At 43.4% G+C, this 15,297-nt stretch carries 18 protein-coding genes and 1 pseudogene; 10 read left to right on the forward strand and 9 right to left on the reverse strand.

The annotated features are described in order from the left end of the window. Positions 1-46: 46 nt before the first annotated feature. The gene (locus ACTRDR_RS01845; RefSeq protein ID WP_440525953.1) at positions 47-250 is read left to right on the forward strand and encodes a DUF554 family protein; all 204 of its coding nucleotides are present in this window, start codon (positions 47-49) and stop codon (positions 248-250) included. A gap of 213 nt (positions 251-463) precedes the next feature. Here ACTRDR_RS01845 and ACTRDR_RS01850 read toward each other — a convergent pair. The 6 genes and pseudogenes from ACTRDR_RS01850 to ACTRDR_RS01875 all read right to left on the reverse strand — a co-directional run bounded on the left by ACTRDR_RS01850 (position 464) and on the right by ACTRDR_RS01875 (position 3,910). Further along, positions 464-1,300, reverse strand: a pseudogene (locus tag ACTRDR_RS01850) (KilA-N domain-containing protein). 69 nt (positions 1,301-1,369) lie between these two features. Further along, complete coding sequence (gene dinD / locus ACTRDR_RS01855; protein WP_440525954.1) at positions 1,370-2,215, reverse strand: DNA damage-inducible protein D; 846 nt, start codon at positions 2,213-2,215, stop codon at positions 1,370-1,372. A 69-nt stretch (positions 2,216-2,284) separates the two neighbouring features. After that, positions 2,285-2,575: a helix-turn-helix domain-containing protein gene (locus tag ACTRDR_RS01860; protein WP_109257874.1), complete on the reverse strand. Its 291-nt coding sequence runs from the start codon at positions 2,573-2,575 to the stop codon at positions 2,285-2,287. Between the two features lie 79 nt (positions 2,576-2,654). Next, complete coding sequence (locus ACTRDR_RS01865; RefSeq protein WP_109257873.1) at positions 2,655-2,882, reverse strand: hypothetical protein; 228 nt, start codon at positions 2,880-2,882, stop codon at positions 2,655-2,657. Beyond that, positions 2,863-3,270, reverse strand: a complete 408-nt coding sequence (locus ACTRDR_RS01870; protein WP_118538941.1) for a replication initiator protein A — start codon at positions 3,268-3,270, stop codon at positions 2,863-2,865. Before ACTRDR_RS01870 ends, ACTRDR_RS01865 begins: the two co-directional genes overlap by 20 nt. A gap of 241 nt (positions 3,271-3,511) precedes the next feature. Continuing rightward, positions 3,512-3,910: a CHC2 zinc finger domain-containing protein gene (locus ACTRDR_RS01875; protein ID WP_440525955.1), complete on the reverse strand. Its 399-nt coding sequence runs from the start codon at positions 3,908-3,910 to the stop codon at positions 3,512-3,514. Between the two features lie 198 nt (positions 3,911-4,108). Between ACTRDR_RS01875 and ACTRDR_RS01880 the strand changes: the two genes are divergently transcribed. The 8 genes from ACTRDR_RS01880 (at position 4,109) to ACTRDR_RS01915 (ending at position 11,661) form a co-directional block, all read left to right on the forward strand. Continuing rightward, positions 4,109-5,218 carry a DUF6076 domain-containing protein gene (locus ACTRDR_RS01880; protein ID WP_440525956.1) on the forward strand — a complete coding sequence of 370 codons (1,110 nt, stop codon included), beginning with the start codon at positions 4,109-4,111 and terminating at the stop codon, positions 5,216-5,218. Positions 5,219-5,236: 18 nt separating this feature from the next. Further along, positions 5,237-5,935, forward strand: coding sequence for a hypothetical protein (locus ACTRDR_RS01885; RefSeq protein WP_117465204.1), 699 nt, complete (start codon positions 5,237-5,239; stop codon positions 5,933-5,935). 47 nt (positions 5,936-5,982) lie between these two features. Next, positions 5,983-6,378 (forward strand): hypothetical protein, encoded by a 396-nt coding sequence (locus tag ACTRDR_RS01890; RefSeq protein ID WP_440525957.1) that lies wholly within the window; start codon positions 5,983-5,985, stop codon positions 6,376-6,378. After that, positions 6,347-6,604: a hypothetical protein gene (locus ACTRDR_RS01895; protein ID WP_249326315.1), complete on the forward strand. Its 258-nt coding sequence runs from the start codon at positions 6,347-6,349 to the stop codon at positions 6,602-6,604. Before ACTRDR_RS01890 ends, ACTRDR_RS01895 begins: the two co-directional genes overlap by 32 nt. Before the next feature lie 16 nt (positions 6,605-6,620). Further along, positions 6,621-7,298: a response regulator transcription factor gene (locus ACTRDR_RS01900; protein ID WP_440525958.1), complete on the forward strand. Its 678-nt coding sequence runs from the start codon at positions 6,621-6,623 to the stop codon at positions 7,296-7,298. After that, positions 7,291-8,190, forward strand: a complete 900-nt coding sequence (locus ACTRDR_RS01905; protein WP_440525959.1) for a sensor histidine kinase — start codon at positions 7,291-7,293, stop codon at positions 8,188-8,190. Before ACTRDR_RS01900 ends, ACTRDR_RS01905 begins: the two co-directional genes overlap by 8 nt. A gap of 135 nt (positions 8,191-8,325) precedes the next feature. Beyond that, positions 8,326-8,997, forward strand: coding sequence for an ABC transporter ATP-binding protein (locus ACTRDR_RS01910; RefSeq protein WP_117465202.1), 672 nt, complete (start codon positions 8,326-8,328; stop codon positions 8,995-8,997). 15 nt (positions 8,998-9,012) lie between these two features. Continuing rightward, positions 9,013-11,661: an ABC transporter permease gene (locus ACTRDR_RS01915; protein WP_440525960.1), complete on the forward strand. Its 2,649-nt coding sequence runs from the start codon at positions 9,013-9,015 to the stop codon at positions 11,659-11,661. Between the two features lie 83 nt (positions 11,662-11,744). Here the strand turns inward: ACTRDR_RS01915 and ACTRDR_RS01920 are convergent, their stop codons facing one another. The 3 genes from ACTRDR_RS01920 to ACTRDR_RS01930 form a co-directional block, all read right to left on the reverse strand. Next, a complete protein-coding gene (locus ACTRDR_RS01920; RefSeq protein WP_330595997.1) occupies positions 11,745-11,957 on the reverse strand; it encodes a DUF6061 family protein in 213 nt (70 codons plus the stop codon). A gap of 213 nt (positions 11,958-12,170) precedes the next feature. Next, positions 12,171-12,374: a hypothetical protein gene (locus ACTRDR_RS01925; protein WP_330595996.1), complete on the reverse strand. Its 204-nt coding sequence runs from the start codon at positions 12,372-12,374 to the stop codon at positions 12,171-12,173. Then, the gene (locus ACTRDR_RS01930) at positions 12,355-13,077 is read right to left on the reverse strand and encodes a class II aldolase/adducin family protein (RefSeq protein WP_440525961.1); all 723 of its coding nucleotides are present in this window, start codon (positions 13,075-13,077) and stop codon (positions 12,355-12,357) included. Before ACTRDR_RS01930 ends, ACTRDR_RS01925 begins: the two co-directional genes overlap by 20 nt. Positions 13,078-13,499: 422 nt before the next feature. On the opposite strand from ACTRDR_RS01930, the gene ACTRDR_RS01935 reads away from it, so the two are divergent. Beyond that, positions 13,500-15,278, forward strand: coding sequence for a diguanylate cyclase domain-containing protein (locus tag ACTRDR_RS01935; RefSeq protein WP_440525962.1), 1,779 nt, complete (start codon positions 13,500-13,502; stop codon positions 15,276-15,278). Positions 15,279-15,297 lie beyond the last annotated feature (19 nt).

Consider the following 15,297-nt stretch of genomic DNA (forward strand, 5'->3'; position numbering starts at 1 on the left):
GCACATAAGATGATCGGACTGGGAACTATAATCAATACCGCAGGCATTGCTGTGGCCGGACTGGCCGGCACTGTATTCAACAGATTTTTTACCAAAGAAAAAAACAGGCAATGCCAAAGACCCTCTGTTCGAGGGTGCGGTCACGCTGTTGGCAAGACTGATTGCACCGGTCATGACAGATGCCGCCATTACCGATCTCTCCCTCATCGGCTCTATCCTGATCTTCTGCGTGGGTGTGAACCTTGTCTAGGATAAGAAATTCCGCGTGGCAAATATGCTTCCGGCGGTTGTTCTGGCAATCATTATGGAATATCTGCCTTGGGAGTTATAGGTTCTGCAATATTTTCAGATATGCTCCCTGTTCCGTAAAAACATAAGGTTTATATTTTTACGCATGAAAAAAGCTTTTGTTAATGTGATGAAAAGCAAACATTCCACCGTACTTACATCAAAAAAGTTGATTTTATCGTAATTTAAGAAGCTTATCTGTACTAATTGATTCTAATGTATGAATCTGTTGTAAAGCCAATTGTCGAAGCAATTCCATTCTTTCTTTTTGGTTTTTCCCCTGATGAATCAATACTGCATTATAACTTTCTAAATTGGTCAAAATTAATAATTGATTTAGTGTTGCACCATCTCTCATATTACCTTTTATATCTGGATTCGCATCTTTCCATTGTTTTGCTGTTCTGCCAAATAGAACCACATTTAGCATATCAGCTTCATTTGCATATGTAAAACTGATTTGTGCTGGTGTCAATTCCGGTGGTATCAAATTTTCTTTGATTGCATCTGTATGTATTTTATAATTCAATTTTGATATTTCTCTGTTTAGATTCCAATTTAATGAAAAGCGGCTATTTTCATCTGCTTTCAGCCTTTTATAATCCATGATTATATAAAGTTTAAATTCTGCTGAAATCCATGATGCAAATTCAAATGCGATATCTGAATGTGCATAAGTGCCACCATAACGTCCGGATTTACATACGATTCCTATTGCCCCAGTAGTCTCTATCCATTTTGTAGGTGACATTGTAAATGCATTAGATCCCGCCTAATTTCTAAAGGAGTCGAATTCGACCCCTTTAAAGTTATTATTATGTAATTTTTCCCATAAACCAAGAAACTCTATTGTGTCTTTGCTTCTCATCCAATTTTTAATTACATCCTTTGCTTCATCACTTTTATAGCGTGCAATATCCGTCAATGATATAAATTCATTTTGAAAATCCTGTGTATATATTCCAATATCTATTCCATTCGCGTGAATTGTGTCTTTTACAATATTTTTCACTTTATTATCCTCCAGTTCAATTGTAACTATATGCTTTGTTTTCTTCTTCAATAGTCTCACACTCCTGTATTATTCATTTGTCAACTTTCCAGACTGCTCTGCAAGCTTTTTCTCTTCTCTCTTCACTCTACGTTCCAGTTTCTTAATATCTTCCGATGCCGGTAAATTTTCTGGTTTAATTCCTCTTTGTCCAAGCATGTCTCTAACAGAAGTATTATTTTCCACATGTTCAACAGTGATTGCAAATTCTCCTTGCAAATCCTTTTCTTCAACATTATAATTTGTCATTTCAGTTGCAAGATTTTTTGCGGCAATGGTAAGTGTTGGCAGGAAATCCGCAAGTGGTCTTTTATCCTGTACTCCCAAACGTTCTTTCATCTGTTTCGTGGTAAATCCACCAAATAAAGCCTGATCTCCTTTAGACCGGATACGACCAAATCCAGCATCATCTACTCCACGTTCATAAATATTTTGAGACAATCTTTTTTCCGATTCCCTTAATTTTCCTCTTGCCTCTGTTCTTTCGATATAAGAAATCCTTTCTTCAATCAATTCCTGTTTTCTAGTCTGAACCGCAAAATAGCTTTGTGCAAAAGCAATCTGCTCCTTTCGTGGATCTCCATTTTCAGCAATAAGATAACATGCATAACGAGTAAGCATATAATCCTCAACTTCACGAAGTGCACCGTTTCCAACTTCAATTGTATTGTTAATTCTTGAAAAATGATCTTCTGCTACGTTTCCATTATTCTCACATGAAATCATTGCTTTATTTATTGCATTATCAAAATTTCTCCATTGAACATAATCCAATAATTTCATTAGTTCTCTTGCATACCAATACTCAATGCCATCCGCTTCATGTCGGATATCATCAAATTTTCTTCTGTACAATTCAATTATTCTCTTTTCCATTCAAATTTCCTCCTCTTATGAACATATTGCTGACGCCAGCAATATGTTTTTTACTATTAATTTCTTCAATTACTCTATCACATTCTCCTTTGTGTTCCTCATCTTGTCATAATACGCCTTATACCTGTATATCGTCCTCTCGCTGACATTATTTCGTTTTGCAATCTCTATCATAGCCATGCCGTTCTCATAGCAATCAACAAAATCATTGTAGATTGCCATCCATTTTGCATTGTGCTTCTGCCTTCCACTTAATTTACGATTTTTATAATATTCCAGTTCTTCGCGTAACTCGGCGTTTTCATTTTCTAATTCTTCAATTCTTTTTAATGCTTCCTCGAGTGTTATAACCTTCTCCACTTCATTGTTCCTCCGTTCATGTCATTTTCGTTTTGTCTATATTATATATTGCTAATTAGTATTAGTCAATTTGATTTTGTCATACAGGAAGACTTTTCATATTCATCATGCAAATAAAATACCGCTGATATCTTTTGCAAGCTATGTCTTTCCATAGACTCTCTGCCTGAATATTCCTAATCCACTCGTCTAGATTCCATTTTCGTTTTAAAGCCGGTCCATATTTTAGAATCAGGGATGTTATTACATCTGCACATCTCTCAAAAGCTGCATTCTCTTTTGCATCTTCATAATACTTCTTTCTCATTGCTGCTCCCTTTTCCGAATATAATTTGTTTTGGCAGCCAATTTGAATTATCTGCTTTGAGCAAATCATAAACATAAATCTTATTCGGTCTTCCCAAGCCCTGATGTCTTCGGTAAATCAAGCCATGCTCCTCCAGCTCCTTCACCATTTTGTTAACCTTCTTATTCCCCAGGTTCATCAGATTCATAATTTCTTCGATCGTGAAAATGATATAGGTAATTCCATATTCATCACGCCATGCGTCTCCATTGGAGTCTGACAAGCACTTGCGATCCAGCAGTATTCCATATAATACTTTTGCTGCATTTGTCATATCTCTGAACATGTCTTCCTTAAAAAATCTCTTAGGTATCCTGTAAAACTTATAATCAAAAGTTACATTTTCCATTGTCTTATCCTCTCTGTCATTCCTAATTTCGCTACTTGGCAAGCAGTGCCCCGGTATATACCCGGCGCATTTTTGCTTGTTGGGGAAAATGCCCCAATCCCCTCGAACTGCGGATAAACCGCAGAGCCACGCTAACGCTTTTTATCAATTCACTTTCTCTTCTTTGAATCTTCCTCATATAGATGAATAACTGCTTCAAGTGCCTTTTTTAGAAGCTCTGTTTGCTCATTATTCATCTTTTTTATTTCTGCAAGATCCTCTTCATACAGCTTCCCCGTTTCATTTGCTTTCTTAGCGTACTGAACAACATTTCATCCTCCCGGAACTGACGGATATAAGGACGCTTCGGCTTGACCATAGCTGCGGCAGTGGGCGGTTTCGGGTCAAGCTCAAAGTCCGCAGCCAGTTTTTGCACTGCTTCATAACTGCTCAGATCGAACAGCCTTGCCACAAGGTCGATTACATCCCCCTTGGCTCCGCAGCTGAAGCAGAAAAAATAGTCCTCATTCAGCTTCAAGCTCGGATGCCTGTCGTTGTGGAACGAACAGCAAGCCATACCGTTGCGGTTGACATTCAGCCCGTAGTGTTTGGCGGCTTGCTTTACGCTGATTGCCGCCTTGATGGTTTCATAGATTGTCATAGAAAAACCTCCGTTCATAGTATTCAGAAAACACGAAACACCCGCCGTGATTGGCAGGTGTTTGACGCTTTCTACTATGGTTATGCCGGATTTTTCAAAAAACAGGCTAATGACAGGACAACTTATCTGAGGACGTAGATTTCTTCACATTTACATGATATAATTAGAAAAATGAAAAAACAGGACAGGAAGGCAAGCATGAACCAAGAATTGATGACTTTGGATTTTTGGCAGGATACGGTCATATATGAGGGCAAAACATTTCCTGTCGGTACGCTTGCCTGTGATGCACTGAATGTCCCTGCGGATACCATTGCAAAGGCGAACGAGCAAGGCGAGAAAATCAATCTGCTGCTCGGAACATTAAACGCCGGACAGGATGCTTGTGCACTCTGTCCTATGGCAAGGGAAGCTACTCTGGCGATGCTGGATATTCTCAGCGAAACCCCGCCATTCTCTTATATGGACATATCAAAGCACAGAGAACGGATAGAAAGGGTCTTTACTGCGGACAATGCACTGAAATATGTGGAGTTTGCCACAAAAGCCGCAACCAATTCTTTGCAATTTGAAGAAATCCAGAACTATGCCGAAGCAATCACGCTCCAGCGCTATACCGCCGTATGCGGGCATCTGGCCTACTCCCTTGGGGAATACCAAACGGCCATGCTTGATTTTGCAGAAAAATCGGATTGCAACGAAGCAGACCGCACCGCAGAGGGATTTGCCAGAATGTTCGGCAGCTATTTCACGCCGGAGTTCTCCATCGCTGAGGGCAATACCTGGATGTCTGTCGCAAATAACTCTGTTCAGTATGTGGCAACCATCCGTCCCGGCGAAAAAGTTGCGAAGCTGGTCAAGCGGATGCACTATGTATCCTTTGTGGGGATGTTCCGGTCTGATCTCTTTGAGGGCCTGTGTGTTGGTCATGCACCGAAGAAATGCAAAATCTGCGAAAAGTGGTTTCTGACCACCAACGCAAGGCACACCAAATACTGCGGCGGCTATGCACCGGGGGACAAGCTGCACCGCACCTGTCGGCAGATCGGCAACCTGAAAAGCAGAGAACAACGGGAGCTTGCGGACGATCATCCGGTGAAACAGATTTATGAGAAACGGCTGAACACCATAAACCGCTATGTGAAGCGTGGTACTCTGGACGCTGATCTTGCAGAGGTTATGAAAAGGCTGGCAAAGGATAAAATGCTTCGAGCGCTGAGCAATGTCGCCTATGCCAAAGGTGATTACGAAAAAGAGATGGGACAGGCGGCTTTGCTAAATGAGAGCCTGAATTATAGGAACACTTAAACTCGGAGGGTTATACGAATGTTAGAATTAACGAAAGAACAAATGGAGGTTATTCAAAAAGCTATTTCAAAGAAGGCTGAAGAAAGTGTACAGGAATTTGATAAAGAATTAGATATTGTTGTGAGCAAGCTATCAACAGAAGGGTGGACTTTACCCGCAGAATTAAATATTTACGCAGTCAAAACAATAGCAAACACAAACAAATTGGATGATATCAATGCATTTTTGAAATGGTTTTTTACAATAGAAGATTTTCAGAAAACCAAAGATATGGTGAACGGAATCAAAGCATCTCCCATTAAAGAAGGACTGAAAAATCTCACAGACCAGTGCTGGCAAGCATTTCAAAATAAATTGTATGCTGTTTGTGCAACATCGCTACTCTCGGTTATCGAGGGTATTCTGTCAGAATTTAGCGATGACAAGCAAGATGTAAGGATGATGAAGGTTTGTCAAAAGAAGGTCGATACCTTCCCGTCAACAGGAAGTACAATTCAAAAACATGTATGGATTTCTTATAACAACTTCATCCGAAATCTGTATCAAAAAAGCGATTTCTCTGCCGATGAACCTGAAACGATAAATAGGCATTGGCTATTACATGGAAGATCGGATTTTGAAATTGACGAGATGGATTGCATCCGTCTCTTTAATGCAGTTCAAAGCCTATGTATGATTGTAAAAGTAGAAGCAAAAGAAACACAATCTGAGAATTAAAATCAGGCTACTATCCAGAAAGCATTTGTTTAGAAGGGAGGTGCGCTATGCTGAAGGATTTTATATGGAATATGACCGGATACATACCAAAACACCAAGTCAATCCGCACGGTGATGGCATCATTCCCTATGTGGCAGAGCGCATCTTCCAACTGGAACCGGAGCCGCCAGCGGTGGACAGTCTGAACGAATACATCCTGCCTGCCTTACAGGAAAAGAACCTTATATATTTCTCATTCTTCCTGCACCACTACGAGCCGCAGCTCAACAAGCGCATCAAAGACTTTCTCGGTGTGGACGGCGGCGATTTGTACGACACAGACCGATTTATAGATATAAAACTCTCCTGCCGGGAGCAAATGCTCCAAAAGCTGATGGACTATGATCCTGCCAAGGGTGCGGTCAGTGAATTTGCAAAGAAATACAACTGCGACCTTGCTTGAAAAGCGGCTGGCGATCTGCATGACCTGCGGGCGTGTCGGCTCGTGGAAAGGCCGCCCCACCTTTGAAGAACTGGCGGTTATGTTTGAGGGCAGCACAGCAGAAATAGTTCGTCTTGCCGACTGGGATACAGTGAAAACAAACAAATTTGCAATCAGAGCAATAGCCTATCTTCTGAACTGTGAGAACGAAAAATTGCCCAAGGAAATGATGGTGGCATTTGAATAACGAGGGAGTGAGATACATGGAACAATTATTGATTATTGAAGATGATATCGGTTTGAATCAAGGCTTCTGCAAAGCACTGAAAGCAGATGACCGTCAGATTATATCCTGTCATGATCTAAAAGCGGCAAGAGAGCAATTGCTTTGCGGCGGTGTATCCCTGATCCTGTTGGATATCAATCTGCCAGATGGCAGTGGGCTTGAGCTGCTCCGGGAGGTCAAGGAAAACATGCCCGGGGTTCCTGTTATTCTGCTGACTGCCAATGACACCGATCTGGACATCGTAGACGGACTGGAGAGGGGCGCTGATGATTACATTACCAAGCCCTTTTCTCTTTCGGTTTTGCGGGCAAGGGTGAATACCCAACTGCGAAAGCAAGCGTCAAACCATAAAAATGCGCCGTTCCATATGGATCTATTTCACTTTGACTTTGAGGCTATGACCTTTTATGTGGGAGATTCAAAAGTGGAATTGAGTAAAACAGAACAAAAATTACTGCGTCTGCTTGTTGAAAACCGTGGTCGAACCATGACCCGTGGAGACCTTGTCGACCGGATCTGGACAGATGGCGCAGAATATGTGGATGAAAATGCTTTGTCTGTTACGATCAAGCGTCTGAGGGATAAGCTTGGTGCACAGAAATACATTAAAACCGTCTATGGAATCGGTTATAGCTGGGTGACCAAAGATGAATAAAACCGGTATTGTGATCATACTGCTATGTTTTCTGGCGGCGATAGCTGTTGTATTATGGGAGCGGAGAAAGGCCAGAAAAACGATGGAAGAAATCGAAAGGATGCTGGACGCTGCCATGACCGGCTCCTTTTCTGAAACCAATTTTGATGAAAGCCGGCTGTCTGCTTTGGAAACAAAGTTTGCACACTATCTTTCCGCAGCAGAAGCATCTTCTCGAAATGTAGCACAGGAGAAAGACAGAATTAAGTCCTTGATTGCGGACATCTCCCACCAGACAAAAACGCCGATTGCAAACCTGCTGTTATACAGCGAGCTTTTGATGGAGGAAACTCTGCCTGCATCGGCGAAGGCAAATGTGGAGGCGCTGTACAAACAATCGGAAAAGCTGCGATTTCTGATCGATTCTCTCGTAAAGCTTTCCAGACTGGAAAATGGGATCATTTTACTCTCCCCCCAGCAAGGAGCACTGCAGCCGCTGCTTGAAAGCGTAGTAGAACAATATGCCGCCAAAGCTGCTGAAAAAGGGTTGTCTTTGCGACTGCATGATACAGATATTTCTGCTGCCTTTGATATGAAATGGACAACAGAAGCGCTGGCTAATATCGTAGACAATGCCATCAAATATACAGAGCATGGTACCATTACTATTTCTGCCGTAAGTTATGAAATGTTTGCAAGGATCGATATATCGGATACCGGCACAGGCATTCCGGAAAGTGAGCAAGCAAAGATCTTTGCCCGTTTTTATCATTCAAAGGCGGTTCAGGAGCAGGAAGGGGTCGGCATCGGCTTATACCTTGCCCGACAGATCATATCCGGCGAGGGCGGTTATATCAAGGTTGCTTCCGTTCTGGGAAAAGGAAGTACGTTTTCCATATTTCTGCCGAAATAACAACAATTCTATCAAAACTGTTAGATTTCATTTTCCGCCGGAAAGAATGTGGAAAGAATCCTGTGCGATAATCTGTATGTATCAAAGGATGATCTCTTTGCATACATACAGATTTTTTCATGGAGGTACTCGTTTATGGAAGTTTTACAGGCAAAAGACCTGAGAAAAATTTATGGCTCCGGCAATAATGCGGTTCATGCGCTGGACGGAGTGGATTTAAGTGTGCAGAAAGGCGAATTTGTGGCGATTGTCGGTACATCCGGCTCCGGCAAGTCTACCCTGCTGCATATGCTGGGTGGGCTGGATCGTCCTACAAGCGGCACAGTCATGGTGGACGGGCAGAATATTTTCTCCCTGAAGGAGGAAGCCCTGACCATCTTCCGCCGCAGAAAAATTGGCTTTGTGTTCCAAGCATATAATCTTGTTCCGGTGCTGAATGTGTATGAAAATATCGTTCTACCCATTGAGCTGGACGGTGGCAAGGTCAATAAGGATTTCGTACAGCAGATTGTACAGACACTTGGGCTGGATGATCGTCTGGATGCCCTGCCCAATCAGCTCTCAGGCGGTCAACAGCAGCGGGTAGCCATTGCCCGTGCGCTGGCGGCAGCACCCGCTATCATTCTGGCAGATGAACCCACCGGCAATCTGGATTCCAAAACCAGCCAGGATGTATTGAGCCTTTTGAAAGTCACCAGTCAAAAGTTCGCCCAGACAATCGTAATGATCACTCACAACGAAGAAATTGCGCAGATGGCAGACCGCATTATCCGTATCGAAGATGGTCGGATCGTCTCCCAGAACTAACGGGAGGTGGCTACGATGAATGTCAAAAACAGAAAATGTATTTGGAAATTAAGCTGGCGTTCTTTATGGGCATCCCGAAAGCGTAATATCATTGCAATCATTGCCATTGCGCTGACAACGCTGCTATTTACCTCTCTGTTTACCATAATAATGTCCATAAATTCCAGCTATGAGAATTACACCTTCCGTCAGGTGGGTGGGTACTGTCATGGAACCTTTAAGGAAGTGACAGAAAAACAGATTCAAAAGATTGCCGCCCATTCAAATATAAAGGAAATCGGCAAGCGCATCAGTACCGGCTATATAGACAGCGGTGCATTTGCCAAAGTACCTGCCGAAGTCAGCTTTATGGATGCCAACTGCACCAAATGGAGCTTTGCCAAACCTACCACCGGACACATGCCTCAGAGCGGCAAAGAAATCGCCATGGACACAAATGCCTTGAAACTTCTGGGTATTGAGCCGAAGTTAGGAGCAGAAATTGAACTTACCTATACGGTTGGTGCTTTATCCCAAATGCCTTATGAGAAAACAGATACATTTACTCTGACGGGATGGTGGGAATATGATGATATAAGTCCTGTTCACTATATCAATATCAGTGAAGAATACGCAAAAGAAATAGAATCGGAAGCTGTGTCCAATGGACTGGAACCGTTCCGTATTGATTTGAATGTGATGCTGGCATCCAGCATGAACATCCGTGCTCAGATGGAGCAGGTGGATCTGGACTTAGGGTATGCTTGGGATGAAACAGGTGAAGGGGAACTTGTACGCATCGGTGTAAACTGGGGCTACACTTCTTCACAGCTTGGCGAAAGCATAGATGCATCCATACTAATTGCGATTGTCGCTTTCCTTACGTTGGTAATCTTCACAGGTTATCTGATTATCTACAACATATTTCAGATTTCCGTTACCGGAGATATTCGATTCTATGGTTTGCTGAAAACCATTGGTGTCACACCCCGGCAGTTGCGGCGCATCATACGCCAACAGGCACTATTTCTGTGCGTTGTAGGCATTCCGATTGGATTGCTGTTGGGATATGGTTTCGGTGCATCTCTGACGCCAGTCGTAATGGCACGAACCACTTTTGGTGTCGGCGTTTCCACCGTCAGCACTTCACCGTTGATTTTCTTTGCGTCTGCTCTGTTTGCGCTAATTACAGTTTTGCTCTCCTGTTCCCGTCCGGGTAAGATTGCTGCAAAAGTTTCTCCAGTAGAAGCAACAAAGTACACTGAAATTGTAAGGAGCAAAAAGAAACACTGTACTACCCATGGCGCAAAAGTACATCAAATGGCTTTTGCTAATTTGGGGCGAAATAAAAGAAAGACTATCCTTGTGGTTATCTCTCTTTCGCTTTCCGTGGTGCTTCTCAATATTCTGGTCACTTTTACCGGGGGCTTTGATATGGAAAAGTATCTTGCAAAACAGACCTGTGCGGACTTTATTGTAAGCTCTACGGACTATTTTCGTTATAGTCGCTCTGGCAGCTTTATCTCTCAGGAACAAATTGAGCAAATTGAAACCAATATTTCTCCGTCCCTTTCTGGGTGTGGTTACAAGCTGACGGGCTATAAGCCATATGGCTGGATGAGTGAGGAACGCTGGCTACAGGACATGATGCACTATACATCCGAGGAAAATGCAAAAGCCCTCTTGGAACAGCAAAATCGTCGTGATGATCTTGTGAGCCAGCGTGCATTGATCGAAGGTTTGGATGAATCTCTGTTTGAGAAACTAACTGTGGTTGAGGGCGACATATCCCCTATGTTCCAAGAGGATTCAAAAGCAATCGCTGTAGTAGTCCTTACAGATGATTATGGCAACGTAAGTAATCTTGATTTTTACCCGCCTGTAGGTTCTATTCAGACCATAACCTATATTGATGACGGGCATGATATTGACAGCCGTACCGGAAACCTTTGCGATGAAAACACGCCATCGAAATATATACAGTTTCAGATTTCAGAAAGCCATGATGTAGAATATACAGTATGTGCTTATGTCACAGTGCCACACTCTATGAGTTTCCGCTATTATACAACAGGCTACAGTTTTGTGCTTCCTATCGAAAAGCTAAATAATGACAGCCAGCATGAGAGTATCCCGATGTTTTATCTGTTCGATACTCCTGATGATAAGGCAGAAGCATCTGCGGAGAATTATCTTACTGATTTGACTGCGAATGACTTGTCCGAATTGATGTATGAAAGCAAAGCAACACTCCGAGCCGAATTTGAAGACTTTCAGAATATGTTTCTGCTGTTGGGCGGATTGCTCTGTGCCATCATTGGACTTGTGGGTGTTCTAAATTTCTCCAACGCCATGATGACCGGTATCCTTTCCCGCCGCCGTGAATTTGCTGTGCTTCAGGCTGTAGGAATGACGAACCGGCAGCTCAAAACCATGCTGATCTACGAGGGGTTGTTTTACGCAATGTCTTCCGTAGCGGCGGCCTTTATTCTGTCGCTGGCGGTGGGACCTCTTGCGGGAAAAATGCTGGGCAGTATGTTCTGGTTCTTTGAGTATCGATTCACCATTCTGCCTGTCCTGCTGACAATTCCGGTATTTCTTCTGCTGGGTTGGCTGATTCCTTGCATGATGTATGACAACGCAGCGAAATGCAGCGTTGTAGAGCAATTAAGGGATGCTCAATAACTGTTAAGCAAAAAACGGCCCTCTGCCAATGAAAAGGCAGAGGGCTGAGTTTTAATCTAAGGGTTTACATTCAGTTACAGTTTTTAGATAATTTCGGGATCACCGTTCAATATCAAGTCTGCATATCCAATCGGATCATTGTAGATCAGATAGTCCAATTCTGACCGCTGATACATATTGTCGGCGACCCCATTCTCCACGGCGATGGTATCAATGACAATCATGCTGCCATCTAAGAATTTCAGTTCCACACAGGCATTATCCATGTTGAACTCACAAGAAATCAATCTATCCATTAGAAACCTCCATTCTATGGGATGTTAGATCATCCCAAAATATTTGAATGCTTCTCGGATTGCTTTCTCTTTTTCCGGCGGACACTGTGGCTGTCTGGCAGTCTCCGCTCCCGCTCCGGTCGGCGCAGAACAGAGATCCACCGAACCTCTTGCGCCCTCGGACTTCGGCAGATTATAGTTCTTACCGACCCCAATCCCACATTTCCGCTTAATTTATGAGATATACAGGTTGGATACCTTTAACCCACTATGCTCCAGCACATAGTCCTTGATCTGGGTGTAGGTTGCCCCATCCTGAAATTCGGACATATCCATATCTTCCAAAGAGAACTCAACCCGAATCTTTTTCGAGTCGACCTCACCCTTGGAAAGCAAGACAACCGTCTCCACTATGCCATTACTGTCTCTTTGAAACACAGATATCCTCCAGATTCTGCGCGCTCTCCGGTCCAATGGGTCTGCCGCCTGTGGTAATACCCCATCCGGCACGGATCTTGATGATATCGTCGATCTGTCCCTGGGACAACAACGTCTTCTTCCCTAAGATGAAGTTGTTCATCATCAGGATCTTCGCATAATATTCCGTGGTCTCCATGCGGTAATAAGCCTGCATGAGATTGTCACCCCAGGTCAGCGCGCCATGGTTTGCTAACAGTACTGCATTGTATTCCCGGCAGTAGGGTGCCACCGCTTCCGGCACTTCCTCTGTGCCGGGCAGAGCAAAATGCACTAGCGGCACACAGCCCAAGGACAGTACCCCTTCCATCAGCACCGGTTCTTCCAGACTGATGCCCGCACAGGCAAACGCCGTCGCCGTCAGAGGATGTGCATGTACCACGCCTTGTACTTTCTGGTTTTCTTTGAATACTCTGAGATGCATCTTGATCTCACTGGAAGGCTTGTGCGTTCCCTCCAACACATTCCCGTCCAGATCCAGCTTCACCAGCATATCCTCTGTCATAAATCCCTTAGAAACTCCCGTTGGTGTTGCCCAGATCTCATTATCTCCGACTTTACAGGAGATATTCCCGTCGTTCGCTGCCACAAAGCCGCCCTGATACATTCTGCGGCCTACCTCTAAGATCATCTGTTTTGCCTGTGCATCTGATATATATTCCATACTAATCTCCATTCCGCAGACGATTCCTTCCGTCGGAGGAATCCTCCTTTTCCGTTCCGGCATGCAATAATATATTACCTTATTGCCCTTCTCCTTGTCCAGCTGATATTCCCAATAATCTTTTATGCATGCTTCCTAACATATTCTTTCGTAACTAATTATCTTTCCCTAGGTATCGTACCACATTTCTATTCTATTTTATGATACTAAAATACTTATGACCCGCCCCGATATGAGCATAAAAGTGGGATGATAATCCCTCGATATGCGAGTAGAGGGTAGGGTGCCATGTGCCAGTGGCACATGTTTAGCACGGACCGAAGAGGAATGAAATATCTTCTCATGTCTATACAAAAAAACGTCAAAATGCTATAATTAAATTTAAATCATTTTGCCAACACATACGAAGGAAGCATAGCACTATGACACGGAAGAAAGTTAAATTTTCTCATACCAAATGGCTGCTGCCGTTATGGATACTTCTTATCGGCAGTATTGTCTTATATATGATCGCTCATGCGGTACAGCAGGACGACTCCAGGCACATCCGCACTCTTGCGGAACTAAATGCTGTAACCTACGGTGATAACATGATCGCAGATCTGAATGCCGGTATCAATATCACGGATACACTGGAGCAGATTCTGATCAGTACGGACGGCAGAATCGACAAATTTGATATCATTGCGGACAGAATGATGGCAGATTACGTCCGGAGCATCCAAGTGGCTCCCGGGGGCATCGTAACAGATATCTATCCCGCCGAAGGCAACGAAGCAGGTAAAATAGACCTGATCCATGACAAATACCGCGGAGAGACTGTAAAATACAGCATTGCCAATGATGCGCTTATCATACATGGTCCTTTTGAGCTGGAGCAGGGAGGACACGTTCTTTCAATCCGTAATCCAGTTTTTTTACAGGATGAGAAGGGTACTCCCTATTTTTGGGGCATGACTATGGTTATCATCAAGGTTCCTGATATTTTTCAGCATTCCGCTGATGCCTTAACCAATTTCGGTTATCAATACCGGCTATCGAAGACCATCTCACCTCTGACCGATGAATATACTGTGGTAGACCAGTCGGAGGAGACTCTGATGGATCCCGTCTCTTATGATTTTACTCTGGGTGGATGTAACTGGAGGCTGGAAATCATGCCCACCGGTGGCTGGAAGAATGGCACACTTTTACAACTGATAGTATTATGTGGCATTACAGTGATCCTACTACTGATGGTTCTAACGATATCTATACTACTCGTTGACGAGCAACGCAAAAAATTTCGCAGACTCTCCCTGACGGATTCTATGACCGGTCTCTTAAATCGTAACGGATTTAATTTGCAACTGGAGGAGTATCTGGAGGGAAACAAGCAGAAAAACTGTGTCGGTATATTACTTGACGTGGATAATTTTAAATTTATCAATGATGTCTATGGTCATACTATCGGTGATCAGGTTCTATTGCAGCTTTCACAATCCTTAGTGCAGGCTTTTCCGGATAATTCCATTATTGCCAGAAATGGCGGTGATGAGTTCTGTATTATCCTGAAGGATTGCAGTGCAGAAGAGGCTGCCCCAATGATAGACGCTTTCAGCAAGACTTCCCGCTCTTTTTCAGCCAAAGGCGTCGAACACAATTACAGCATTTCCCTGGGCTATGCGGAATACCCCGCCAACGCAGAAAAAGTCTCTGACATTCTCCGTTATGCCGACATTGCACTCTATGAGGTAAAATTACAGGGAAAACATGGTGCTCTGGCCTACCGGCCGGATTTCCACAATTCGAAACGGACACAGCTTGGTTTTTCATTATCGGATATTTCTGACAACCTGCCGGGTGCCTTTTTCATCTACCGGGCCGAAAAGGAGGATGAACGCATCCTGTATGCTAATCAGGAAATGCTTCAGCTGACAGGATGTACGGATCTGGATGATTTTATGCATTTTACGAAACATCAATTCCGTAATCTGGTGCATCCTGAAGATCTGACACAGGTAGAAGAAAGCATCTGGCAGCAGATAGAATCCGGCATGAACGGATACAATGATTATGTCAAATACCGACTTGCTGTCAAAGATGGAACTTATAAGACGGTTCTGGATTATGGGCGTATCGTGGAGAGTGAACATTATGGCTCGGTTTTCTATGTATTGGTAGTGGACTGCGAATTTATCAAAACACACTACGATGATTAATCATAAAAATAAAAGAATA

Source organism: Simiaoa sp., assembly GCF_051972595.1.
GTDB classification, from domain to species: Bacteria; Bacillota; Clostridia; order Lachnospirales; family Lachnospiraceae; genus Acetatifactor; species Acetatifactor hominis.

Excerpts from the sequence above, each read along its gene's own strand:
- dinD (WP_440525954.1), bottom strand. The coding sequence starts at position 2,215 with ATGGAAAAGAGAATAATTGAATTGTACAGAAGAAAATTTGATGATATC.
- ACTRDR_RS01865 (WP_109257873.1), bottom strand. The coding sequence starts at position 2,882 with ATGAGAAAGAAGTATTATGAAGATGCAAAAGAGAATGCAGCTTTTGAG.
- ACTRDR_RS01870 (WP_118538941.1), bottom strand. The coding sequence starts at position 3,270 with ATGGAAAATGTAACTTTTGATTATAAGTTTTACAGGATACCTAAGAGA.
- ACTRDR_RS01875 (WP_440525955.1), bottom strand. The coding sequence starts at position 3,910 with ATGACAATCTATGAAACCATCAAGGCGGCAATCAGCGTAAAGCAAGCC.
- ACTRDR_RS01880 (WP_440525956.1), top strand. The coding sequence starts at position 4,109 with ATGAACCAAGAATTGATGACTTTGGATTTTTGGCAGGATACGGTCATA.
- ACTRDR_RS01885 (WP_117465204.1), top strand. The coding sequence starts at position 5,237 with ATGTTAGAATTAACGAAAGAACAAATGGAGGTTATTCAAAAAGCTATT.
- ACTRDR_RS01890 (WP_440525957.1), top strand. The coding sequence starts at position 5,983 with ATGCTGAAGGATTTTATATGGAATATGACCGGATACATACCAAAACAC.
- ACTRDR_RS01900 (WP_440525958.1), top strand. The coding sequence starts at position 6,621 with ATGGAACAATTATTGATTATTGAAGATGATATCGGTTTGAATCAAGGC.
- ACTRDR_RS01905 (WP_440525959.1), top strand. The coding sequence starts at position 7,291 with ATGAATAAAACCGGTATTGTGATCATACTGCTATGTTTTCTGGCGGCG.
- ACTRDR_RS01910 (WP_117465202.1), top strand. The coding sequence starts at position 8,326 with ATGGAAGTTTTACAGGCAAAAGACCTGAGAAAAATTTATGGCTCCGGC.
- ACTRDR_RS01915 (WP_440525960.1), top strand. The coding sequence starts at position 9,013 with ATGAATGTCAAAAACAGAAAATGTATTTGGAAATTAAGCTGGCGTTCT.
- ACTRDR_RS01920 (WP_330595997.1), bottom strand. The coding sequence starts at position 11,957 with ATGGATAGATTGATTTCTTGTGAGTTCAACATGGATAATGCCTGTGTG.
- ACTRDR_RS01930 (WP_440525961.1), bottom strand. The coding sequence starts at position 13,077 with ATGGAATATATATCAGATGCACAGGCAAAACAGATGATCTTAGAGGTA.
- ACTRDR_RS01935 (WP_440525962.1), top strand. The coding sequence starts at position 13,500 with ATGACACGGAAGAAAGTTAAATTTTCTCATACCAAATGGCTGCTGCCG.